General features: G+C 65.4%; 22 protein-coding genes. 13 read left to right on the plus strand and 9 right to left on the minus strand.

The window, feature by feature from the left end:
- Positions 1-105: 105 nt before the first annotated feature.
- On the minus strand, positions 106-1,032 hold the full coding sequence (locus DVB37_RS21665) for an FAD-binding protein (RefSeq protein WP_120156738.1): 927 nt from the start codon (positions 1,030-1,032) through the stop codon (positions 106-108).
- A 44-nt stretch (positions 1,033-1,076) separates the two neighbouring features.
- On the opposite strand from DVB37_RS21665, the gene DVB37_RS21670 reads away from it, so the two are divergent.
- Positions 1,077-2,237 (plus strand): pyridoxal phosphate-dependent aminotransferase, encoded by a 1,161-nt coding sequence (locus DVB37_RS21670; RefSeq protein ID WP_120156739.1) that lies wholly within the window; start codon positions 1,077-1,079, stop codon positions 2,235-2,237.
- A gap of 125 nt (positions 2,238-2,362) precedes the next feature.
- Here the strand turns inward: DVB37_RS21670 and DVB37_RS21675 are convergent, their stop codons facing one another.
- Positions 2,363-3,181 carry a lytic transglycosylase domain-containing protein gene (locus DVB37_RS21675; protein ID WP_046804361.1) on the minus strand — a complete coding sequence of 273 codons (819 nt, stop codon included), beginning with the start codon at positions 3,179-3,181 and terminating at the stop codon, positions 2,363-2,365.
- A gap of 83 nt (positions 3,182-3,264) precedes the next feature.
- On the opposite strand from DVB37_RS21675, the gene DVB37_RS21680 reads away from it, so the two are divergent.
- Entirely contained in the window at positions 3,265-4,809 is a 1,545-nt protein-coding gene (locus tag DVB37_RS21680) for a UbiD family decarboxylase (RefSeq protein WP_120156740.1), read from the plus strand.
- A gap of 137 nt (positions 4,810-4,946) precedes the next feature.
- Here DVB37_RS21680 and DVB37_RS21685 read toward each other — a convergent pair whose 3' ends face one another.
- The 4 genes from DVB37_RS21685 to DVB37_RS21700 form a co-directional block, all read right to left on the minus strand.
- On the minus strand, positions 4,947-5,297 hold the full coding sequence (locus tag DVB37_RS21685; RefSeq protein ID WP_046804359.1) for a hypothetical protein: 351 nt from the start codon (positions 5,295-5,297) through the stop codon (positions 4,947-4,949).
- A 3-nt stretch (positions 5,298-5,300) separates the two neighbouring features.
- The gene (locus tag DVB37_RS21690; RefSeq protein ID WP_046804358.1) at positions 5,301-5,714 is read right to left on the minus strand and encodes a phage holin family protein; all 414 of its coding nucleotides are present in this window, start codon (positions 5,712-5,714) and stop codon (positions 5,301-5,303) included.
- A gap of 66 nt (positions 5,715-5,780) precedes the next feature.
- Positions 5,781-6,098 (minus strand): YqjD family protein, encoded by a 318-nt coding sequence (locus DVB37_RS21695; protein WP_006221213.1) that lies wholly within the window; start codon positions 6,096-6,098, stop codon positions 5,781-5,783.
- Between the two features lie 84 nt (positions 6,099-6,182).
- Positions 6,183-6,908, minus strand: a complete 726-nt coding sequence (locus DVB37_RS21700; RefSeq protein WP_082134441.1) for a hypothetical protein — start codon at positions 6,906-6,908, stop codon at positions 6,183-6,185.
- A gap of 227 nt (positions 6,909-7,135) precedes the next feature.
- Between DVB37_RS21700 and cysG the strand changes: the two genes are divergently transcribed.
- Positions 7,136-8,554: a siroheme synthase CysG gene (gene cysG / locus DVB37_RS21705; RefSeq protein WP_120156741.1), complete on the plus strand. Its 1,419-nt coding sequence runs from the start codon at positions 7,136-7,138 to the stop codon at positions 8,552-8,554.
- A gap of 157 nt (positions 8,555-8,711) precedes the next feature.
- Here cysG and upp read toward each other — a convergent pair whose 3' ends face one another.
- Both upp and dacB read right to left on the minus strand, forming a co-directional pair.
- A complete protein-coding gene (gene upp, locus DVB37_RS21710) occupies positions 8,712-9,350 on the minus strand; it encodes a uracil phosphoribosyltransferase (RefSeq protein ID WP_120156742.1) in 639 nt (212 codons plus the stop codon).
- Positions 9,351-9,491: 141 nt separating this feature from the next.
- Positions 9,492-10,940: a D-alanyl-D-alanine carboxypeptidase/D-alanyl-D-alanine-endopeptidase gene (gene dacB / locus DVB37_RS21715; protein ID WP_162941267.1), complete on the minus strand. Its 1,449-nt coding sequence runs from the start codon at positions 10,938-10,940 to the stop codon at positions 9,492-9,494.
- A 193-nt stretch (positions 10,941-11,133) separates the two neighbouring features.
- Here dacB and queA point away from each other — a divergent pair, with 193 nt between their 5' ends.
- From queA to DVB37_RS21750, 7 genes are all read left to right on the plus strand, one after another.
- The gene (gene queA / locus DVB37_RS21720) at positions 11,134-12,192 is read left to right on the plus strand and encodes a tRNA preQ1(34) S-adenosylmethionine ribosyltransferase-isomerase QueA (RefSeq protein WP_120156744.1); all 1,059 of its coding nucleotides are present in this window, start codon (positions 11,134-11,136) and stop codon (positions 12,190-12,192) included.
- Positions 12,189-13,325: a tRNA guanosine(34) transglycosylase Tgt gene (gene tgt / locus DVB37_RS21725; RefSeq protein WP_046804352.1), complete on the plus strand. Its 1,137-nt coding sequence runs from the start codon at positions 12,189-12,191 to the stop codon at positions 13,323-13,325. The genes queA and tgt overlap by 4 nt, the downstream gene beginning before the upstream one ends.
- Positions 13,326-13,575: 250 nt before the next feature.
- Positions 13,576-13,920 (plus strand): preprotein translocase subunit YajC, encoded by a 345-nt coding sequence (gene yajC, locus DVB37_RS21730; protein ID WP_006221220.1) that lies wholly within the window; start codon positions 13,576-13,578, stop codon positions 13,918-13,920.
- 113 nt (positions 13,921-14,033) lie between these two features.
- Complete coding sequence (gene secD / locus DVB37_RS21735) at positions 14,034-15,914, plus strand: protein translocase subunit SecD (RefSeq protein WP_046804351.1); 1,881 nt, start codon at positions 14,034-14,036, stop codon at positions 15,912-15,914.
- 54 nt (positions 15,915-15,968) lie between these two features.
- Positions 15,969-16,904 (plus strand): protein translocase subunit SecF, encoded by a 936-nt coding sequence (gene secF / locus DVB37_RS21740; protein ID WP_120156745.1) that lies wholly within the window; start codon positions 15,969-15,971, stop codon positions 16,902-16,904.
- A 261-nt stretch (positions 16,905-17,165) separates the two neighbouring features.
- Entirely contained in the window at positions 17,166-17,843 is a 678-nt protein-coding gene (locus DVB37_RS21745) for a VOC family protein (protein WP_120156746.1), read from the plus strand.
- Between the two features lie 35 nt (positions 17,844-17,878).
- Positions 17,879-18,616 carry an alanyl-tRNA editing protein gene (locus tag DVB37_RS21750; RefSeq protein ID WP_120156747.1) on the plus strand — a complete coding sequence of 246 codons (738 nt, stop codon included), beginning with the start codon at positions 17,879-17,881 and terminating at the stop codon, positions 18,614-18,616.
- Positions 18,617-18,679: 63 nt separating this feature from the next.
- Here DVB37_RS21750 and DVB37_RS21755 read toward each other — a convergent pair whose 3' ends face one another.
- Positions 18,680-19,447: a phosphatase PAP2 family protein gene (locus tag DVB37_RS21755; protein ID WP_120156748.1), complete on the minus strand. Its 768-nt coding sequence runs from the start codon at positions 19,445-19,447 to the stop codon at positions 18,680-18,682.
- A gap of 192 nt (positions 19,448-19,639) precedes the next feature.
- On the opposite strand from DVB37_RS21755, the gene miaB reads away from it, so the two are divergent.
- Genes miaB through ybeY form a run of 3 tightly spaced genes read left to right on the plus strand, consistent with a single transcriptional unit; the run spans position 19,640 to position 22,582 of the window.
- Complete coding sequence (gene miaB / locus DVB37_RS21760; RefSeq protein WP_120156749.1) at positions 19,640-21,094, plus strand: tRNA (N6-isopentenyl adenosine(37)-C2)-methylthiotransferase MiaB; 1,455 nt, start codon at positions 19,640-19,642, stop codon at positions 21,092-21,094.
- Positions 21,091-22,116 carry a PhoH family protein gene (locus tag DVB37_RS21765; protein WP_120156750.1) on the plus strand — a complete coding sequence of 342 codons (1,026 nt, stop codon included), beginning with the start codon at positions 21,091-21,093 and terminating at the stop codon, positions 22,114-22,116. The genes miaB and DVB37_RS21765 overlap by 4 nt, the downstream gene beginning before the upstream one ends.
- Positions 22,106-22,582, plus strand: coding sequence for an rRNA maturation RNase YbeY (ybeY, locus tag DVB37_RS21770; RefSeq protein ID WP_046805236.1), 477 nt, complete (start codon positions 22,106-22,108; stop codon positions 22,580-22,582). The genes DVB37_RS21765 and ybeY overlap by 11 nt, the downstream gene beginning before the upstream one ends.
- The last annotated feature ends 118 nt before the right edge of the window (positions 22,583-22,700 follow it).

Below are 22,700 nucleotides of genomic sequence, written 5' to 3' on the forward strand. Positions count from 1 at the left end.
TTCTATTCCCATGGCGCGCGCCGCGATACGTTTGCGAAAGCGCTGGTGAAAGCTCGCCCACCGGACGGGGCAGGCGCCGAAATCTTACAGTAACCTGAATACAATTCAGGTTTCATTGGGCAGGAATAAGGGAAATCGACCCGCGGGATCGAACAGCGTCTTGACGCGGGCGTCCAGCCGAAACGTCGCCAAGCCGGGGGTTGCCGGGGACGGCACATGGGCGCCCGGCTGCGGCTCGGGCTGGGGCTCGGGCTGGGGCTTGCTAGAGGGCGGCACATCAATCAGCGTGACGCTTTGCACCCAGGCCAGCGTACCGCCATGCCCCAACAGCAAATGCGCCAGGTTCACCGTGGCCGGCGCCTGCGGCTTCAGGGCGTCCAGCCGATAGCGGCCCAGCCAGTGATAGCCGTCGTTCGTTGCGAACGCATCGCCGCCCGAGGCCAGCTGGAACAGCGCGGGCACCAGGGCCTGCACGGTGGCCGATCGCAGGGGCTGCACGTCGGCCTCGCCAAACGGCCCCAAGGTTTCCTCAACGCCGTCGGCCAGCATCACGTCCACCCCGAGCACGCCCGAGGCCGCGCAGCAACCCGCGGGCCACGGCGCCGGTGCGGCCAGCCATTCGGCCAAGGTCATGGCGTCAGGAAAACCGGCGAACTGCCGCAGCCCGGCCTGGGCCAGCGCGGCCATCGGCACGCCGGGCTGCGCGCGCCAGCGGGGGGTGTCGCCGGCCAAGCGCGCCAAGCCCGCCAACCGCGACGGGTCGATACGCAAACGCGGTGCGCTGCTCGCCGCGTAAGGCCCCGTTGCGCCCTCCAGCGCCATCACGACGCGATATTCGGCGCACAGCGCGCGGGCGTGCGCCACGTCGCCGTCACGCGCGGGCGTCAGAATGGCTTGCGCGCCACCCGGGCCGTTCTCGCCCAGATCAACAACCTGGCCTTGGCAAAGCAGCTTCAGCCGCTGCATGAAAGCGGCCCATGGCGTTTGCGCGGGCCGCCTGCCAAGCAGGAAAGCGCGCCGGGATGGCTGCATGACTACAATTCCTTTTTGCTTCAAAGACGCTTTTCGAGAATCCAATGCCCCGCCTTGCCGCTCGCACTCAAGACTTTCTGACATTCCAGGTAGTGGAACTATTCAAGCAGGCGCAGGCGCTACAGGCGGCGGGCCACGACATTATCAGCCTGGGCATCGGCGAACCGGACTTTACCGCGCCGCCCCAGGTGGTGGAAGCGCTGGAACGCGCCGCCCGCGCCGGGCTTAGCGGCTACGGCCCGCCCGCCGGGCTGATGCCGCTACGCGAGGCCATTGCGCAGTTCTACCACGACAAGTTCGGCGCCAAGATCAATCCGGCGCGCGTTATTGTCACGGCCGGCGCATCCGGTGCACTGACGCTGGCGTGCGCGGCGCTGGTCAACCACGGTGGCGAAGTCCTGATGCCTGACCCGTCCTACCCGGCCAACAGCAACTTCGTGCTGGCGGCGGGCGGCGTGCCGCGCTTGATTCCCAGTTCCGCCGCCAAACGCTTCCAGCTGTCGGCCGACGACGTGGCCCGGCATTGGACGCCTGCGACGCAGGGCGTGCTGGTGGCGTCACCCAGCAACCCCACCGGCACATCCATCGCACACGTAGAACTGGCGCAACTGCTGGCGCAGGTTCGTGCGCGCGACGGCTTTGCCATCGTCGATGAAATCTACCTGGGATTGTCGTATGAAAACGCGCCGCGATCCGCGCTGACGCTGGACGATGACATCATCGTCATCAACAGTTTCTCGAAATTCTTTCACATGACCGGCTGGCGCCTGGGCTGGATGATCGTGCCGGAAGACATGGTGGCGCCCGTGGAAAAAATCGCCGCCAGCCTGGCGATCTGCGCGCCCACGCTGGCCCAGCACGCCGCGCTGGCATGCTTTACCGAACAGGCGATGAAAACCTTCGAGCACCGGCGTGAAGCGTTCAAGCAGCGGCGCGACTACCTGTTGCCCGAATTCGAACGCCTGGGCATCCACGTACCCGTCAAGCCAGACGGCGCGTTCTATATCTATGCCGACATCAGCAACCTGGGCATGGACAGCGCCACGTTTTCGCAGCAGCTGCTGCTGCAAGCCGGCGTGGCTGCCGTGCCGGGACTGGATTTCGGGCCGGCCCACGGCAAGCACACCATGCGCTTTTCCTACGCGACGGGGCTGGACCGCCTGGAGGAAGCCGTGGCCCGCATCGGCAAGCTGCTGCAACGCTGATCCGCCATTTGCCGGCGCTTCCGGCGGTCGTTGCGATACCGTCCCAATGAAAAAGCGCGCTCGGTAAAGAGCGCGCTTTTTCGTCTGGCCGGCCGGGCGGTATCGCGCAGACAGGGTGTCCGGTATCAGTCCCGCGCCAGGGCAATGCCCGATGCCAGGGCCAGGCGCCGGCGTTCCGCCTGGACCTTGGCGCCGTAGCCGTTGTCGTCCGGCCCCGTGGAACCCACGTAGCAGGCCAGCCCGGCGTCGACCGAACCGCGCCGGTTGATACAGTCGCGCAGAATCGTCGCCCCGACGCCGATGTTGGCGGCTGGGTCCAGGGCGGTCTTGCCCACGGCGTCGAATTTGTCCTGGTGCACGCTGGTCATCACCTGCATCAGGCCTTGCGCGCCCACATGGCTTTCGGCCAGCGGGTTATAGCGCGACTCGATGGCGATGACCGCCAGCACCAGCAAGGGGTCCAGCTGCTTTTCGCGGCTGACCTTGTAGACGGTGTTCAACAGCGGGCCGGTAGCGTCATACGCCACCTTGTATTTGCGCGAGATATAGTTGCGCAACGCTTCTGCCTGCGGGCCGGTCGCCGACAAGGCGGGCTTCTTGGGCACCGGCGGCGCGACGCGCGCCGGCCCCAGCATGCCGGTGGCATTGCTGGCAGGAGCGGTTGGTACGGCCATGGCAATTGCCGACGCCGTGTCGGAACCCAGTTCGGAGCCGGTGTCGGGTTCGACGCCGGTTTGCATGGATGAAGGCGCTAGGGCGGTCAACAAGGCTTTGTGCACTTGCAATGCCTGGTCGCGCAAACCTGGCAGGGCAAATCCCATGCTTACCGTCACAATCACTGCAATGCCCAGATAGACTGAGCAAATACGCAAGGACTCGGCAAGATATTCGTGCACTCCTTGGGCCATATTCCTGAACAGGCTGGCCACTGACGCATCGGGCATGAAAACCTCCTGCGTGGAAAAAGAGGGAGTCAATGTTAACCTCTCTTTCGACCTCAAATGTAACCAAATCGCTGGGATCTGTAGTGAAATACCGCGACCTTAGAGACTTCCTCGCCCAACTTGAACGCATGGGCGACCTCAAACGCATTGCCGCGCCGGTGTCCACCCGGCTGGAAATGACCGAGATTTCCGACCGCGTGCTGCGCGCCGAAGGCCCGGCCCTGCTGTTTGAAAAAGCGCTGCACGACGGCCAACCGGCGCAGATGCCGGTGCTGACCAATCTGTTCGGCACGCCGTCCCGGGTGGCGCGCGGCATGGGCGCCGACAACGTCAGCGCACTGCGCGATATCGGCGAACTGCTGGCGTCGCTGCGCGAGCCCGAAGCCCCCAAGGGCCTGCGCGATGCGCTGGCCAAGGTGTCGATGCTGAAAGCGGCGTTGTGGGACATGAGCCCGAAAAACGTCAAGAGCCCGGCCTGCCAGGAAATTGTCTGGGAAGGCAAGGATGTGGACCTGAACCGCTTGCCGATCCAGACCTGCTGGCCCGGCGATGTGGCGCCGCTTCTGACCTGGGGCCTGGTGATCACGCGCGGCCCGAACGCCAAGCGGCAGAACCTGGGCATCTATCGCCAGCAGCTGCTGGGCCCGAACAAGCTCATCATGCGCTGGCTGTCGCATCGCGGCGGCGCGCTGGATTTCCGCGATCACGCGCTGGCCAACCCTGGCACGCCGTTCCCCATCGCCGTCGCACTGGGCGCCGACCCGGCCACCACGCTGGGCGCGGTCACCCCGGTGCCCGACAGCCTGTCCGAATACCAATTTGCCGGCCTGCTGCGCGGTTCGCGCACCGAAGTTGCCCAGGCGCTGGGCAGCAACCTGTCGGTACCGGCGTGGGCCGAGATCGTGCTCGAAGGCCATCTGCTGCCCTCTTCCGACCCGCGCGCCGTCAAGCCCGTGGTGCCGGACGGCGTCAACCCGCCGCCCAACAGCGACTACGAGATGGCGCTGGAAGGGCCGTACGGCGACCACACCGGTTACTACAACGAGCAGGACTGGTTTCCGGTGTTCACCGTCGAACGCATCACGATGCGACGCAACCCCATTTACCATTCCACCTACACCGGCAAGCCGCCCGACGAGCCCGCCGTGCTGGGCGTGGCGCTTAACGAAGTGTTCGTGCCGCTGCTGCGCCGCCAGTTGCCGGAAATCGTCGACTTCTATCTTCCGCCGGAAGGGTGCAGCTATCGGCTGGCGGTGGTGTCGATCCGCAAGCAATACGCGGGGCACGCCAAGCGCGTCATGTTCGGGCTGTGGAGCATTCTGCGCCAGTTCATGTATACCAAGTTCATCGTGGTGGTGGACGAAGACATCAACCCGCGCGACTGGAAGGAAGTGGTCTGGGCGATGACGACGCGCATGGACCCCGTGCGCGATACGCTGCTGGTCGAAAACACCCCCATCGACTATCTGGACTTCGCCTCGCCGGTCTCGGGGCTGGGCGGCAAGATGGGCTTGGACGCCACCAACAAATGGCCCGGCGAAACCCAACGCGAATGGGGCACGCCCATCACGATGGATGCCGACGTCAAGAAGCGTGTGGACGATATCTGGAGTCAGCTGGGCCTGTAGTTGTGGCTGTGGCGTGCAGCCCGTGGCCGCACGGTCAGGCTTTGGTCCTGACCAAAAAAAAACCCCGCAATGCAGAGGCATCGCGGGGTTTTTTGTGGCGCTTTTTTATGGCGCAAGCCGCAGCAAGGTTGAACGCGTTATTCGTCGTCCTGGCGCGAGCTTTGCCACATCTTGAACAGCTGCCAGCCGACCAATGCGCCGCCCGCGATCTTGAGCAGCTTGAAGCGCTTGCCGCCGCGCATCAGCAAGGTCGACACGGACGAGGTGACGACCGGATAACGACGCGCCAGCGTGATGGCCTGCAAGGCCCAGCGCGACGCCCCGCCCGCAGCCAGCCGGGGTAGAAGTCCCCGGATGATCGCGGCGGGTTCCAGCCGATGGCCGGTCGTCACGATGTCATGCACCAGCGATTCGCGTTCGATGGCGGCGCGGGCGCGCAGCAATTCGATGCGCACGGCGCGGTCCACGGTGGGAGACCTTTTCGACATGGTTCAGTCCTCCTCGCGTCGGCGCGCCGGGGGCTCGTCGTCTTGCGCGTCGCGGACCCGTTCAAGCAGTTCCGCGTCGCGGCTGAGCTCGTCAAGGGTGGCCGCAAAGGGCACCGCGCCATAGACCAGGCCATGGCGCACGACCAGCAACAACGCAATGCCCACAATGCCGTAGAACGCCGCCAGCAGGCCCAAGGCCATGTAGCGGTCTTCGGTGGGCCAGAACAACACCGCCACCGTTACCGTGAACACCAGCACCGCAAGCGTCAAAAAGAGCAACGCCGCGAAGGCCATGCCCAGCAGCTTGAGCAGGCGCGCCTTTTCGTCGGCGGCTTCCAGCGCAAGCAGCTCCAGGCGGGTGCGCAACAGCCCGACCAGGCTGGACGCGACGCCGAAAACAGATTTTCGTAGACCCATGTTGTCAGGAACGGCGGGCGGGCAGCGCCGGCATGCCGACGTTGCCCGCCCGATCGTTCAAACCAATCAGCGGCGGCTGATCAGCAAGCCGAGCAGCAGGCCGGTCACGCCTGCGATGCCGATGGCTTGCCAGGGGTTGTCATGCACGTAGTCGTCGGTGGCGCGAGCGGCTTTGCGGCCACGTTCGAGCACGGCGTCTTGCGCTTCATAAAGGGCTTCGCGGGTGCGCTTGAGCGAGGTCATGGCGCGGTCGCGCAATTCGTTGGCCTTTTCGCCCGTGGTGCCGGCCGCTTCGCGCAGCAGGTTTTCGGCGTCATTCAGGCTGGTCTTGACACTGTCGATCAGTTTTTCTTTTGCGACTTCTTCGGATTTTCTCGTGGCCATTTTTTTGAGCTCCTGTTGTGTGTCTATGACAAAAATATAATACCAGCCGCCCTGCCCGCAGCAAGACGTGCTTGATACCGTGTGCTACTTGATCTGCGTAATTTCAACCGCTGATTTCACGCCTGATTGATCTATGTCTTGCTTCATCACCAGGTTCACCGCCGGGCAATACCAATCGGTGACCGTCGTGTTCATGCCGGGTATCGGAATGGTCAGGCCCTGGAACGTGGCCATGGTGGGGTCGGAGTTGCGCGTGTAGGTGACCGGGTGACAGGACTGGTTGCCCAACGCCGTGTTCAACGACGTTTTCTGGCCCACGCTTTTCTCGCCGATGCGCACCGTGGTGCTGGGCTGGCCCCCGACCGGCGCTTCTTTGCCGATCTTCAAGCGGAACGACGAGCCGGGCAGCTTTTGCCCGGCGTTCAGTTTGCCGTCGTAGGCAAACAAGCCCAGCATGCGCAGGTCGAACTGGCCCTCGGAAGGCTTGGGGGCTTCGCCCGCCGAGGCATAGCGCAGGAAGGTGGCCTGCCCGCCCTTGACCGTCATCAGGTAATCCAGCTTGGACTTGCCCGGCGGCAGGCCCGCATAGCCAAACGTGGCCACGCCTTGCACGCGCGCCCGGCAGTTATCGCCATTGCTTTTGGTAACTTCGGTGAAGGTCAGGTCCGCGCCCAGGGACAGGTTGCCCGAGCCGGTCAACTGCACCGCGCCACCGTCATGCATGAACTGGGCGTCGCAAACGCCCGCCTGCACCGACGCCGAGGCGCCCACCGCGCCCATGCACAACACCAAGGATGCGATTTTTTGCATCGTCAATTGCCACTCCAGAATTCGGGACTTGCCACCCACGGCTGGCGGCGGCTGGGTTGATACTACACCGGTTGCCGTGCCCGACATATGTCCACTCGTGTCGGCTAATCGCTGCCCGCCAAATAAATTCTGGATATATGAATTCAAGAAATCAAAAGTTGTGGGGATGAAGGCCCGTCCCTATGATCGGGGGATATTTTGCCGGGTACGCCCGAGGCGGGCACACGATGAAGCTTTTCCCGATTTTTGCTGACCTGAAGGGTCGGCGGGTGCTGGTGGTGGGTGGCGGCGCGGTAGCCGAACGCAAAACGCTGGCACTGCTGGAAGCCTTTGCCCAAGTGGTGGTGGGCGCGCCGGAACTGACGCAGGCATTGACCGAACTGGTGGCCCAGCGCCGCGTTGAACATTTGCCAGGCCGCTTTGACGCCGCCTGGCTGGAGGACGTCTGGCTGGTAGTGGCCGCCACCGACGACCGCGCCACCAACGCCGCCGTGTCCGAGGCGGCCGGCGCGCGCCGGATCTTTACGAATGTGGTGGACGACCCGGAGCTGTCCTCGTTCCAGGTGCCGTCCATCGTTGACCGCTCGCCCGTCATCGTCGCCATTTCGTCGTCGGGCGTCGCGCCTGTGCTGGCGCGCCGCGTGCGCGAGCGCATTGAATCCCTGTTTGACCACACGCTGGGCCAGCTGGCCGCGTTGGCCGCAACCTATCGCAAGCGTATCCGCGCCAGCCATCCCGACCTGGGCGCGCGCCGCCGCTTCTATGACTGGCTGCTGGACGGCCCCGTGGCCGGCCTGCTGCGACAGCAACAACCGGCCCAGGCCGAAGCCGCGCTAAGCCAGGCGCTGGACAAACCGCTTGCGCCCGCTGAAGGCAGCGTCGTGCTGGTGGGCGCCGGCCCCGGCGACCCCGGGCTGCTGACATTGAAAGCGCTGCGCGCGCTGAACGAAGCCGACGTCATCCTCTACGACCGCTTGGTCAGCAACGACGTCATGTCGCTGGCCCGCCGCGACGCCGACCGCATTTGCGTGGGCAAGCTGCCCGGCGAAAACCATCACGCTACCCAGGCTCGCATTCACGCCCTGCTGGTCGAGCACGCGCAAGCGGGCAAGCGCGTGGTGCGGCTGAAAGGGGGCGACGCCTTTATTTTTGGCCGGGGCGGCGAAGAACTGGAACATCTGCGCGCGCATGGCGTGCGCTTTGAAGTGGTGCCCGGCATTACGGCGGCGCTGGCCTGTGCGGCCTATGCCGGCATTCCGCTGACGCATCGCGAGCACGCGCAATCGGTGCGGCTGATCACGGCGCATTGCCGCGAAGACGAAGACAACCTGGACTGGCCCGCGCTGGCGCGTGAAAAGCAGACCTTGGCTTTCTATATGGGCGTGGGGCAGCTGGAACTCTTGACCCGGCGCCTGCTGGGCCATGGCCGCGCAGCCGACACGCCATTCGCGCTGATCGAAAACGGCAGCCGGCCGGAACAGCGGGTGCTGTCGGGCACGCTGCAAGCGCTGCCCGAACTCGCGGCCGAACATGGCATCCGGTCCCCCGCCCTGTTGATCGTGGGCGAGGTGGCCGGGCTGGCACCAAAGCTGCGGTGGTTCGGCCAACACATCGACGCGGAAGCGGTCCGCGCACCTGGCGCGTGAGCTGCGTCGCGCAGGCCCCGGCTGCCGGATCGGCAGCCGTCCGAGGCGCTAGCTAGCCGGATCACTAGCTAGCCGGTTCACTAGCTAGCCGGATCGCGAGACAGCCGGATCGCCAGACAGCCCGGCCGCCAGACAGTCGCCCGCCGGGCTCCCCGCGTCAGACCGTCTTCTGGGTCGTACCGAAGATGCGGTCGCCCGCGTCACCCAGGCCGGGCATGATGTAGCCGTGTTCGTTCAGGCCGTCATCGATGGACGCCGTATAGATATGCACGTCGGGGTGCTTGGACAGCACGGCGTCGATGCCCACGGGCGCGGCCACCAGCACCAAGGCGCGGATTTCCTTGCAGCCGGCGCGCTTGAGCAAATCAATAGCGGCGACCATCGAACCGCCAGTTGCCAGCATCGGGTCGACAATCAGCGCCAGGCGCTGGTCCAGCTCGCCGACCAGGCGTTCCAGGTAGGTATGGGCTTCCAACGTCTCTTCGTTGCGGGCCACGCCCACCACGCTGACCTTGGCGCCGGGAATCAGGCTGAGCACGCCGTCCAGCATGCCGATGCCGGCGCGCAGGATCGGCACCACGGTGACCTTCTTGCCGGCGATCTTCTCGACCTCGACCTGTCCACACCAGCCCTCGACGGTGGCGGGCGCCAGCGGCAGGTCCTTGGACGCTTCGTACGTCAGCAGCGCGCCCACTTCCTGCGACAACTCTCGAAAGCTCTTGGTGCTGAGGTCGGCGCGACGCATGATCCCGAGCTTATGGCGGATCAGCGGGTGGCGGATTTCGTGCACGGGCATGTGCGTAATTCTCCAGAATATTGAAATACAGGGTTTGTCGCCTCAGGCGGCCGTTCGCATGCCGCAACTGAGGATCGTAATCGGTTTAAAGCCCTTGGGGGGCAGCAAGCGCACATCGTGCGCGCCGCGTGGGGGCCACCTTCATTGATCGGCCAGCCATGCGATCAGGGCGTCGTCGAAGGCCCGGACGGCACCCGCCTGTTCGTGGTTCACGATGCTGACGACCACGTAGCGCTTGCCGCTGGCTCCCAGCACGTAGCCGGCGATGGATCGCACGTCGCGCAGCGAGCCGGTCTTCAGGTGCGCCATGCCCTGCGTGCCATCGCCCTTCAGGCGGCGGCGCACCGTGCCATCCACCCCGGCAATGGCAAAGGACGAAATGTACTCGGGCATGACCGGCGAATTCCACGCCACGGTCAACATCGAGGCCAGGCTGTCGGCCGACACCCGGGCCTCGCGCGACAGGCCCGCACCGTTGTCGATGACCAGTTCGGGCATGTCCAGCCCCTGCTTGATCAGGGCGCCCTTGGCCGCCGCCTCGCTGCTGGTCACCGTGGCCGGCCGCCGGCCGCGCTCGGCGCCCAGCGTCAGCAGCAGCGTGCGCGCCATGACGTTGTTGCTGCGCTTGTTGATCTGGCGGATGACCTCGGACAAGGTCGGGGATTCATGCGAGGCCAGCACCACGGCGTCCGCCGGCACCATGCCCGATTTGACCTGCCCCTTGAACGTGCCGCCCAGCTCTTTCCACAACATGCGAAAGATTTCGGTGGCGTAATCCGGCTGCGACAGCGCCAGCCGATACAGGCTGAATTCGCCGCAAGACCCGGCCACCTTGCCGCCGACCCGGATCGTCACGCCCTGCTGGGTAATGAGGGGTTCCGTCGTGACGACCGGGGGGCCGGGACAGCGGACGTCGCTCCATTGCACGCTGCCTTCAATCTTCAGACCGGGCAAGGGCGGGTCGATCAGCGGCACCCATTTCTGGGCCACGGGGTCGGGCGTGAACAACAGGCGCAGCGCGCCAAAACCCACCATTAGCGCATCGGGGCTGGCGTTGTAGGCGCGGTCCGGGGCGCCGTCGAAAGCGCCCGGGTCCGTGGCGACCTGGCCGAAAATGCTGCGGTCGATGACCAGGTCATTGATTTGCTTGACGCCGCGCAGACGCAGTTCGCGCAGCAGCGCCCACAGGTCCTGCATCAGAAATTGAGGGTCGCCGCCGGCACGCAGGTACAGGGGGCCGGCCAGGACGCCGCGGGCGTCGGGCCGGGCGCCGGGCGCCGTCATGAATTCGGTGCGCCAGACGTAATTCGGGCCCAGCTCGGACAACGCGGCCCACGTCGTGACCAGTTTCATCACCGACGCCGGGTTGCGCGGTTCTTTCGCGTTCAGCGCGATCAGCCGCTGCCCGCCCAGCTCTTGCACCACCAGCGACAGCGAACTGTCGGGCAACTTGCTGGCCTTCCAGGCATTCACGACGTTGGGCGGCAGGCCCTGGACCTGCGCGCAGGCGCTGCCGGCCGACAGGGCCACCAGCGCGCCGGCCAGCCACCGCTTCAGCCCGCCCCACCGCTTCATCGCTTGTCCCGTCATGCCTTGTCCACCGGTTGCTATTGCTCTCAAGACCGAGAGCATACAAAACCTGGGACGGTTGCGGGCGGCGGGCAGATCCGACCCTGATAACCTTCGCCTTTACAATAGCCGGTTGCCCCGAGCTTGCCCGGCCGCCGTCATCAGCGTTTACCGGGCCGCCCCTCCTGACAGACAGATACCCGCAGATACCCGCGTGACCCAGTCCCTGACCGTTTCCGACTTCAATTACGAGCTGCCGCCAGAACTTATCGCGCAGACGCCCGCCGCCCAGCGCACGGGCAGCCGCCTGCTGCATCTGGACGCAGCCAGCCAGCTGCACGACCGCCAGTTCGCCGACCTGGTCGGCCTGTTGCGGCCGAACGACCTGCTGGTGTTCAACGACACTCGCGTCATCAAGGCGCGGCTGGCTGGCCACAAGATCACCGGCGGCAAGATCGAAGTGCTGGTCGAACGCATCACCGAGTCCGACCGCGTGCTGGCCCATGTGCGCGCCAGCAAATCGCCGGGGCCGGGCATGGTGCTGCGCCTGGCCGATGCCTTTGACGCCACCGTGCTGGGCCGCGAAGGCGAGCTTTTCGACATCCGCTTTCCCGGCCCGGTCCTGGACCTGCTGGACGCGCACGGCGCCACGCCGCTGCCGCCCTACATCACGCACGCGGCCGACGCGGGCGACGACGATCGCTACCAGACCGTCTACGCCCGCGAGCCCGGCGCGGTGGCCGCCCCCACGGCCGGCCTGCACTTTGACCAGCCCACGCTGGACCGACTGGCCGACCTGGGAATCGCACGCGCTTTTGTCACGCTGCACGTGGGCGCGGGCACCTTCCAGCCGGTGCGGGTCGACAACCTGGCCGACCACATCATGCACGCCGAATGGTTCACGGTGCCGCAAGCCACGGTGGACGCCATCGCCGCCACCCGCGCCAAGGGCGGCCGCGTGATCGCCGTGGGCACCACCAGCGTGCGCGCGCTGGAATCGGCGGCGGCGCAAACCGAAGGGCGCACGGCCCCCGGCCTGCCGCTGGCCGCCGCCCAGGGCGACACCCGCCTTTTCATCACCCCCGGCTACCGGTACCGCGTCGTGGACGCCCTGGTCACCAACTTTCACCTTCCCCAGTCGACCCTGCTGATGCTGGTGTCGGCGCTGGCCGGCGTCGAGCCGATCCGCCGCGCCTACGCCCATGCGGTGGCCCAGCGCTACCGCTTCTTCAGCTATGGCGACGCCATGTTTATCGAGTCCCCCGCCCCATGACCGGTCTGAACTTTGAACTGCTAGCCACCGACGGCGGCGCCCGCCGCGGCCGCATCACGCTGAACCATGGCGTGGTCGAGACGCCCATCTTCATGCCCGTGGGCACCTATGGCAGCGTCAAGGCCATGATGCCGCACGAGCTTAAAGAGATTGGCTCGCAGATCGTGCTGGGCAACACGTTTCACCTGTGGCTGCGTCCGGGCACGGACATCATGGAAAAGCACGGCGGCCTGCACGGCTTCATGCAATGGGACAAGCCCATCCTGACCGACTCGGGCGGCTTCCAGGTGTTCAGCCTGCAAGGCATGCGCAAGATCACCGAGGAAGGCGTGAAGTTTGCGTCGCCCATCGACGGCGCGCGGCTGTTCCTGACGCCCGAAGAATCGATGCGTATCCAGCGTTCGCTCAATTCCGACATCGTGATGGTGTTCGACGAATGCACGCCGTACGAAATCGACGGCCGCCCCGCCACGGTCGAGGAAGCCGCCCGGTCCATGCGCATGTCGTTGCGCTGGGCGCGCCGCTCGCGTGACGAATTCGACCGCCTGGGCAACCCCAACGCGCTGTTCGGCATCGTGCAGGGCGGCATGTACGAATCGCTGCGCGACGAATCGCTGGCCGGCCTGCAAGACATCGGTTTTCACGGTTACGCCATCGGCGGCCTGTCGGTGGGCGAGCCCAAAGAAGACATGATGCGCATCCTGGCGCACGTCACCCCCAAGCTGCCGGCCCAGGCGCCGCGCTACCTGATGGGCGTGGGCACGCCGGAAGACCTGGTCGAAGGCGTCAGCCGCGGCGTGGACATGTTCGATTGCGTCATGCCCACCCGCAACGCGCGCAACGGCTGGCTGTTCACGCGCTTCGGCGACGTCAAGATCCGCAACGCCAAGTACCGCGACGACACCCGCCCGCTGGACCCCAGCTGCGGCTGCCACACCTGCGGCAACTTCTCGCGCGCCTACCTGCACCACCTGCAACGGGCCAACGAGATCACCGGCGCGCGCCTGAACACGCTGCACAACCTGCATTTCTACCTGACGATCATGCAGGAAATGCGCGAAGCCATCGGGCAAGGACGCTTTGACGCCTGGCGCGCGCAGTTCGCCGCCGACCGGGCGCGCGGCATCGAATAACCGGGCCTTTTTCCAGGGGGGGTCTTTTTTATCGGGATTCCGTCCCCATAGATTGGGATCCATCCCTAGTGAAAGGCCGGCAATAACATAGATACAATAGTCGGCTTGCCCTATCCATGGCTCGCGCGGGGATGGGCGCATAACAACACAGCTAAGGGGTTTGGCAATGACCCACGGTTACATAAAGAACCCGGGCATGGCTGGCCGTAGCAACAAACAACCCACACAGACTTAAACGCAGGAGAATTCAATGTCCGTTATCGATACCGCAAGCCTCGTCGTGGCGCAAGCCGCCGCCCCTGAAGGTAATGCGTTGATGGGCATGTTGCCCATCGTCCTGATGTTCGTGATCCTCTACTTCCTGATGATCCGCCCGCAGATGAAGCGTCAGAAGGAACACCGCAACCTGATCGCCGCCCTGGCCAAAGGCGACGAAGTGGTCACGGCCGGCGGCATGCTGGGCAAGGTCACCAAGGTCAACGACAGCTACGTGACCGTTGAAGTGTCCGAACTGGCCGACAAGCCCGTTGAAGTCATCATGCAGAAGTCGTCGGTTTCGACGGTGCTTCCTAAAGGAACCATCAAGGCCCTTTAAGCGTCTAATAGGAGCCCCGTCGGGCTCTTATTACGTTTGACGGGACCCACCGCCGCCCGCCGCGTTCATCGCCCGGGCGGCCCTTTTATCACCCTGACATGAAGTAGCCGGCAATGAACCGCTATCCCCTCTGGAAGTACATTACGGTCCTGATCGCGGTCATCATTGGCCTCTTGTACACGCTTCCGAATTTCTACGGCGAGTCGCCCGCGGTCCAGGTTTCCAGCGCCAAGGCCACCATCAAGGTGGACGCGGCGATGTTGAACCGGGTCGATCAAATCCTGACCGACGCCAAGATTCCGAACGAAGGCGTCTTCTACGAACAAAACGGCACGCTCGGCACCGTGCGCGCCCGTTTCCCCTCGACCGACCTGCAATTGCAGGCGCGCGACCTGCTCGACAAAACCCTGAACACCGTTGCCGGCGACCCGCACTACACCGTGGCGCTGAACCTGCTGCCCGCCTCGCCCGCCTGGATGCGCGCGATGGGCTGGTTCGCCCCCAAGCCCATGTACCTGGGCCTGGACTTGCGCGGTGGCGTGCACTTCCTGCTGCAAGTGGACATGCAAGGCGCGCTGACCGCCCGCTACGACTCCCTGGCCGCCGACGTGCGCTCGGTGCTGCGTGACCAAAAGGTCAACGTGGCCGGCGTCGAGCGCTCGGGCATGGGCGTTGCCGCCACGTTCGCCAACACCGACGACCGTGACCGCGCCATCGCCACCCTGCGCACCCGCCTGCCCGACCTGGAATTCACGGAACGCGAAGAAGGCGGCAAGCAAGTGCTGCTGGGCGCCCTGAACCCGGCCGCCGTCCAGCGCGTGCAGGATTCCGCGCTGAAGCAGAACATCAACACCCTGCACAACCGCATCAACGAACTGGGCGTGGCCGAACCGGTCATCCAGCAACAAGGCGCGGACCGCATCGTGGTGCAACTGCCCGGCGTGCAGGACGTGGCCAAGGCCAAGGAACTGCTGGGCCGCACCGCCACGCTGGAAATCCGCATGGTCGACGACACCCCCACCGCGCAAGCCGCGCTGCTGGGCGGCACCGTGCCCTTTGGCCTGGAACGCTACAACGACCGCGACGGCCGTCCGATCCTGGTTCGCCGCCAGGTCGTGCTGACGGGTGAAAACCTGCAAGACGCGCAGCCGGGCCGTGATTCGCAAACCCAACAAGCCGCGGTCCACCTGACGCTGGACTCCAAGGGCGCGCGCATCTTCCGCGACGTCACGCGCGACAACATCGGCAAGCGCATGGCCATCCTGCTGTTTGAAAACGGCAAGGGCGAAGTGGTCACCGCGCCGGTCATCCGCAGCGAAATCGCGGGCGGCCAGGTGCAGATCTCGGGCAGCATGAGCTCCGAAGAAGCCGCCGACACCGCCCTGCTGCTGCGCGCCGGCGCGCTGGCCGCACCGATGTCGATCATCGAAGAACGCACCATCGGCCCGAGCCTGGGCGCCGACAACATCTCGAAGGGTTTCCATTCGACGCTGTACGGTTTCCTGGCCATCGCCGTCTTCATCATCCTGTACTACCACCTGTTCGGTGTGTTCTCCACGGTGGGCCTGACGCTGAACGTGCTGCTGCTTCTGGCGCTGCTGTCCATGCTGCAAGCCACGCTGACCTTGCCGGGTATTGCCGCTATCGCGCTAACGCTGGGCATGGCCATTGACTCGAACGTGCTGATCAACGAGCGGATACGGGAAGAACTGCGCGCCGGGGCAACCCCGCAGCAGGCCATCCACCAAGGTTTCGAACGCGCCTGGGGCACGATTCTTGACTCGAACCTCACGACGCTCATCGTCGGCCTGGCGCTGCTGGCCTTCGGTTCGGGCCCGATCCGGGGCTTCGCGGTGGTGCATTGCCTGGGCATCCTGACGTCGATGTTCTCGTCGGTGGTGGGCGTGCGCGCGCTGGCCAACCTGTACTACGGCCGCAAGAAGAAGCTCTCTTCGATCTCCATCGGCGAGATCTGGAAACCGAAGGCAAACTGACAATAAGGCGGACGGCCCACAGCCGTCCGCCATAAAAAGAACCGAAGGCGAAAAATGGAATTTTTCCGTATTCACCGCACCATCCCGTTCATGCGCCATGCATTGGTGCTGAACATCATCAGTCTCGTCACGTTCGTGCTGGCGATCTTCTTCATCGTCACGCGGGGCTTTCACCTGTCGATCGAATTCACCGGCGGCACGGTCATGGAAGTCAACTACGCCCAGACGGCGCAGTTGGAAAACGTGCGCGGCGTGGTGTCCAAGCTGGGCTACTCCGACTTCCAGGTGCAGAACTTCGGCACCTCGCGCGACGTCATGATCCGCCTGCCGCTGCAGGAAGGCCAAACGTCGGCCACGCAAAGCGAAAGCGTGCTGGCCGCGCTGAAGACGGCCGATTCCAGCGTCGAACTGCGCCGCGTGGAATTCGTCGGGCCGCAGGTGGGCCAGGAACTGCTGCACAACGGCCTGATGGCCCTGCTTGTCGTGGTCATCGGCATCATGGTGTACCTGGGCTTTCGCTTCGAATGGAAATTCGCCGTCGCCGGCGTGATCGCCAACCTGCACGACGTGGTGATCATCCTGGGCTTCTTCGCGTTCTTCCAATGGGAGTTCTCGCTGGCGGTGCTGGCGGGGGTGCTGGCAGTGCTGGGTTACTCCGTGAACGAATCGGTCGTCATCATGGACCGTATCCGCGAGAACTTCCGCAAGTACCGCAAGGCAGACGTCACCGAAGTCATCAACAGCGCCATCACCCAGACCATTTCGCGAACCATCATCACCCACGGTTCGACGCAGATGATGGTGCTGGCCATGCTGTTCTTCGGCGGCCCCAGCCTGCACTACTTCGCCATGGCGCTGACCATCGGCATCTGGTTCGGCATCTATTCGTCGGTGTTCGTCGCTGCCGCGCTGGCCATGTGGATGGGCGTCAAGCGCGAAGACCTGATCAAGCCGGTCAAGAAGGAAGGCGAAGAAGGCGAAGTCGCCTGATTCCCGCCCGCTGACCCCCCATCCCGGTCCCGGTCCCGATCCCGGTCGGGCTGCAAACAAAAACCCGTCGCATGCGCGACGGGTTTTTGCTTTTGGGGCGGCGTGCAAGGCACGTCGACAATCCGCGGCCGCTACGAATAGCCGCGTTGGCCCCAAGTGCTTACCTTCGCCGTTCTCGCTGCGGGGCGTATTGACGGTTATATCCGAACAGATATATTCATGCGGGTACGAATCCGCCGGCATTCGCTACCATAGGTCCCCATGAAACTCACCATTGATCATCTCGTCATCGCCGCGGCGGACCTTGCCAGCGGTACGGAATATGTCGCCGGGCTGCTGGGCATCGCGCCACAAGGCGGCGGCGCGCATCCGCGCATGGGCACCCACAACCGCGTGCTGGGCATGGCGGGCGGCATGTATCTGGAGGTCATCGCCATTGACCCGGACGCGCCCGCACCCGAGCGGCCGCGCTGGTTCGGGCTGGACCAGGGCGACATGCGCGCGCGCTTGCAACAGGGCCCTTTCCTGGCGCATTGGGCCGCGCGCGTTCAAGCGCCGCTGGACCTGACGCGCATGCAGGCCGAACACCCCGAACGTATCGCCCCCGTCATCCCCATGACGCGCGGTGATCTGCGCTGGCGCTTGACGGTGCCGGACGACGGCAGCCTGCCGGCGTGGCGCGAAGCGGGTCACACGGCCGGCGACGGCTTGCTGCCTACGCTGATCCAATGGGATGTGGACGCCTACCCTGGCGTCAGCCTGCCGCCGCAACCGTTGACGCTGGTGCGCCTGACGGGATGCCACCCGCAGGCCGGCCTGCTGCGCCAGGGGCTGACCTGGATGGGTGCGGACACCCTGATCGACCTGGAACAAACCGACGGGCAGCCGCGCCTGACCGCGCTGATCGACACGCCGCAAGGGCAGAAGACCCTGGCGTAACCGCCCGCACATCGCATTCAAACCGGAGACCCCGCATGACAGCCACCGCCACAGCCACAGCCACCCGCAAACGTTTCGACGACGAACCCTATCTGGACCAATGCCAGGCCACCATCACAGCCGTCAGCCCCGAAGGCGTCGAGCTGGACGAGACCGTTTGCTATGCGCGTAGCGGCGGGCAGGCGGGGGACAGCGGCACGGTGACGCTGACGGACGGACGCGTGCTGACGTTGGCGGACACGGTCTACGCGGACGACCGCCAGCGCATCCTGCACGTGCTGAGCCTGGCCGACGGCGACGCGCCCCCGCAAGTGGGCGACCGCGTCACCGTGGCCATCGACTGGCCGCGCCGCCATCGCCTGATGCGGCTGCACACCTGTCTGCACCTGCTGGGCGCGCTGGTGCCCGCCCCCGTGACCGGATGCAGCATCTCGGCCGACTCCGCCCGCATCGATTTCGACCTGCCCGAATCCACCCTGGAAAAGGCCGAGCTGACCGAGCGCCTGAATGCGCTGATCAACCGTGGCCTGGACGTCACCGTCACCGGCATCACCCCGGAAGAACTGGCCGCGCAGCCCGACCTGGTGCGCACGGTGGGCGCGGCGCCCCCGACGGGCACGGCCAAGATCCGCATTGTGGATATCCCCGGGGTGGATCGCCAGCCCTGTGGCGGCACCCACGTGCGCAACACCGGCGAAATCGGCTCGGTGACCATCGCCAAGATCGAAAAGAAAAGCCGCACGAATCGACGCGTGGTCGTCAACTTTGCATAAGCGATGCGCGATAAAAAAAGGGCCGCGATGTTATCGCGGCCCTTGTTTGACGAGCGCCAGGGTTCAAGCTTTCTTCCACCAACGCCAAGGCGCGCGCAGCGGCCATTGATACTGGCTGCCCAACACGCGGGGCGCCAGCAGATGTCCTACCAGCACCGCGATGCCCGCCGCAGTCATCACGTCGGAAAGGTAGTGGTCCAGGTTGACCAGCCGGCTCATCGCCACCAACGCGGCCAGCAGCAGAAACACCACGCGCCAGCGCGGCGCCAGGATGCTCAGCACCACGGCCACGGCAAAGGCCGCATAGGTGTGGCTGGACGGAAAGGAATTGAACTGCTGCGCGCGTGAAAACGATTCGCCCAGCCCGTAGATGCCCTTTTCGAAGAACAACTCGGGACGCGCACGCGCGACCGACCGCTTGAGCAACAACACGACCACCCCGCCCACGGCCATGGTCGACAGCATCAGCAAGCTGCCGCGCGCCATGCTGGAATAGCTCATGCGCAGCGGGTTGCGCCAGCCACGCGTCAGGCCGATCAAGCCCACCACGTAGAAAGCCAGCGCCACGCCGATATACGGGCCGCTTTCGCCCAATTCGCCCACCCATTCAAAAGATTCGTTCACGCCGGCGGACACCGACTGCTTGATCCAGATGGCCAGGGGCAGGTCCACCCAGCGCGCACTCGCGCCGGCCAGCAACGCCAGGGCCGCGGCCAGCAACAGCCAGGGCGTCCAGGAAAATGGGTTGCGGATCTGGTTTTGGGCGGAGGGGCCGGGCGCGGCAGGGGGCACGGAGGCGGCGGCCTGGGGCGTCAGGGGGTTCGGTGTCATCGGTGCCGCTTACGGGAAAAGAGGAACGCTTAAGGGGAAACGGGAATATTACTTGCGGCGGGAATCGAGCCGGCTCGCTATCGTAACGGCGACGTACCCGCGGGGCCAAGAAACAATTTTCCGGCAAAGGTTAAAATTCCGCCTTTCCACCCCTTTCAGCCCCCGGGATCTACACCCGTTACGGCGACACTCATGCAAGCTACCTCCCTCAAGCGCGCCAACGCGCCCAGCGCCGGCGATTCCGCCGCCGCCGCCCTTCCGGACACTGCCGCCGCCGACGCGGGCACCGGTTCCCCCCGCAAGCTGTACATCCGCACCTTTGGCTGCCAGATGAACGAGTACGACTCGGACAAGATGGCCGACGTGCTGCGCGGCGACCAGGGCCTGGAACTGACCGACAACCCGGAAGAAGCCGACGTCATCCTGTTCAACACCTGTTCGGTGCGCGAAAAGGCGCAGGAAAAGGTGTTCTCGGACCTGGGCCGGGTGCAGCACCTGAAAAAAACCAATCCCAACCTGGTGATCGGCGTGGGCGGTTGCGTGGCCAGCCAGGAAGGCGCGGCCATCGTCAAGCGCGCGCCCTATGTCGACGTGGTGTTCGGCCCGCAGACGCTGCACCGCCTGCCCGACCTGATCGCGCGCCGCCGCGCCGAGGGCCGGTCGCAGGTGGACATCAGCTTTCCGGAAATCGAAAAGTTCGACAACATGCCGCCCCCGCGCGTGGACGGCGCCACGGCGTTCGTGTCCATCATGGAAGGCTGTAGCAAATACTGTAGCTTCTGCGTCGTGCCGTACACGCGCGGCGAGGAAGTGTCGCGCCCCTTCGAGGACGTGCTGATCGAAGTGGCCGACCTGGCCGATCAGGGCGTGAAGGAAGTGACCCTGCTGGGCCAGAACGTGAACGCGTACCGCGGCAAGATGGAAGGCTCGGACGAGATCGCCGACTTTGCCATGCTGCTGGAATACGTGCACGAAATCCCGGGCATCGAACGCATCCGCTACACCACGTCGCACCCCAAGGAAATGACCCAGCGCATGGTGGACGCCTACGCCCGCCTGCCCAAGCTGGTGTCCTTCCTGCACCTGCCCGTGCAAGCCGGCAGCGACCGCGTGCTGGCCGGCATGAAGCGCGGCTACACCACGCTGGAATTCAAGTCGGTGGTGCGGCGCCTGCGCGCGGCCCGCCCCGACCTGACGCTGTCGTCCGACTTCATCGTGGGCTTTCCCGGCGAAACGGAAGAAGACTTCGAAAAAACCATGAAGCTGATCGAAGACGTCGGCTTCGACACCTCGTTCTCGTTCGTGTATTCGCGCCGGCCGGGCACGCCCGCCGCCGACCTCACGGACGACACGCCGCAAGACGTCAAGCTGCGCCGCTTGCAGCGCCTGCAAGCGCTGATCAACGAGCAGGCGGCCAGCATCGCCCGCAACATGGTCGGCACCCGCCAGCGGCTGCTGGTGGAAGGCCCCTCGCGCCGCGACCCCAACGAACTGATGGGCCGCACCGAGAACAACCGCATTGTGAACTTCGCCGCGCCCGCGCGGCTCATCGGACAAATGGTCGACGTCATCATCACCGAAGCGCACACCAATTCGTTGCGCGCCCGGGTGGCCGATGTAGACCGCGTTCCCCAAGAGGCCGAATGACCACTCCCCGTTCCCGCGCCCGTCGCAGCATGCCCGCCGTCGTCAACCTGGACGGCGACAACACCCACCTGGCCAATCTGTGCGGCCCCCTGGACGAGAACCTGCGCCAGCTGGCCGACGGCATGGGCGTGAACCTGTCGCGTCGCGGCAGCCGCGTCACCATCGAAGGCGAACGCGCCGAATTGGCCGGCCGGGTCTTGCGACGCTTTCACGAACAAGCCGTGCACCGCGCCCTGTCGATCGATGACATCCAGCTGGGCCTGGTGGAAATCGGCGTTGGCCGCCAGGAAGACAAGCCGCAGGAAGCCCAGGTGCGCGAGGCCGATGCCTTGCCGGCCCTGGACGACGACAGCGACAGCATCGCGCTGCGCACCAAGCGCAGTGACCTGCGCCCGCGCACGCCGCGCCAGCGCGACTACCTGAACAATATCCTGAAGCACGACATCACGTTCGGCGTCGGGCCCGCCGGCACGGGCAAGACCTGGCTGGCGGTGGCTTGCGCCATCGACGCCATGGAACGCGATACGGTGCAGCGGCTGGTGCTGACGCGCCCGGCCGTCGAAGCCGGCGAGCGCCTGGGCTTTCTGCCCGGTGATCTGGCCCAGAAAGTAGACCCGTATCTGCGCCCGCTGTACGACGCGCTGTACGACCTGATGGGCTTTGAAAAGGTGCAGCGCCTGTTCGAAAAGCAGACCATCGAAATCGCGCCGCTGGCCTATATGCGCGGCCGCACGCTGAACCACGCGTTCGTCATCCTGGACGAAGCGCAGAACACCACGCCGGAACAGATGAAGATGTTCCTGACTCGGATCGGTTTCGGCAGCAAGGCCGTCATCACCGGCGACCCGTCGCAGGTGGACCTGCCGCGCGGTCAGGACAGCGGCCTGGCCCATGCGGTCAAGGTGCTGGAAGACGTTCAGGGCATCGCCACCACCCGCTTCACCAGCCGCGATGTCGTGCGCCACCCGCTGGTGGCCCGCATCGTCGACGCCTACGATCGCGCCTCTGAAAATGAAGCCTGATCTGTCCCTGTCCGTGCAGTACGGGGTCGAGGAAGCCCGCCTGCCCCGCTGGCGCCTGCGCCGGTGGGCCGAGCGTGCGCTGGCGGCGGCGGCCGAAGACGGGCTGGTGGATTTTTCGGCTGCGGAACTCAGCCTGCGCCTGGTCGGCGCGGCCGAGGGCCGGCGCCTGAACCGCGATTTCCGCGAACGCGACTACGCCACCAACGTGCTCACCTTCGAGTACGGCGTGGACCCGTTGGGTGTGGCGCGCGGCGATATCGTGATGTGTGTGCCGGTGCTGGTGCGCGAGGCGCGCGAACAGCGCAAACCGCTGCTGGAGCACGCCGCGCACCTGACGATTCACGGCGTGCTGCATGCGCTGGGCTACGACCACATCAAGGCGCGCGACGCCAAACGCATGGAAGCCCTGGAAACGGCCACGCTGGCGCAGATGGGCATTGCCGACCCGTACGTGGCGGCCGACTAGGCAGGCCCGGCAGGCCGTGACCACCCGTGTGTCCAACGCCGCCGTGCGTTCGGGCATGCCGCTTGCGGCCCCTCGGGTCAACCCCTAGCTTCTGGCGAAAAATGGCGTCAAGCAACGC

This window comes from Achromobacter sp. B7 (genome assembly GCF_003600685.1).
GTDB classification, from domain to species: Bacteria; Pseudomonadota; Gammaproteobacteria; order Burkholderiales; family Burkholderiaceae_B; genus Achromobacter; species Achromobacter spanius_B.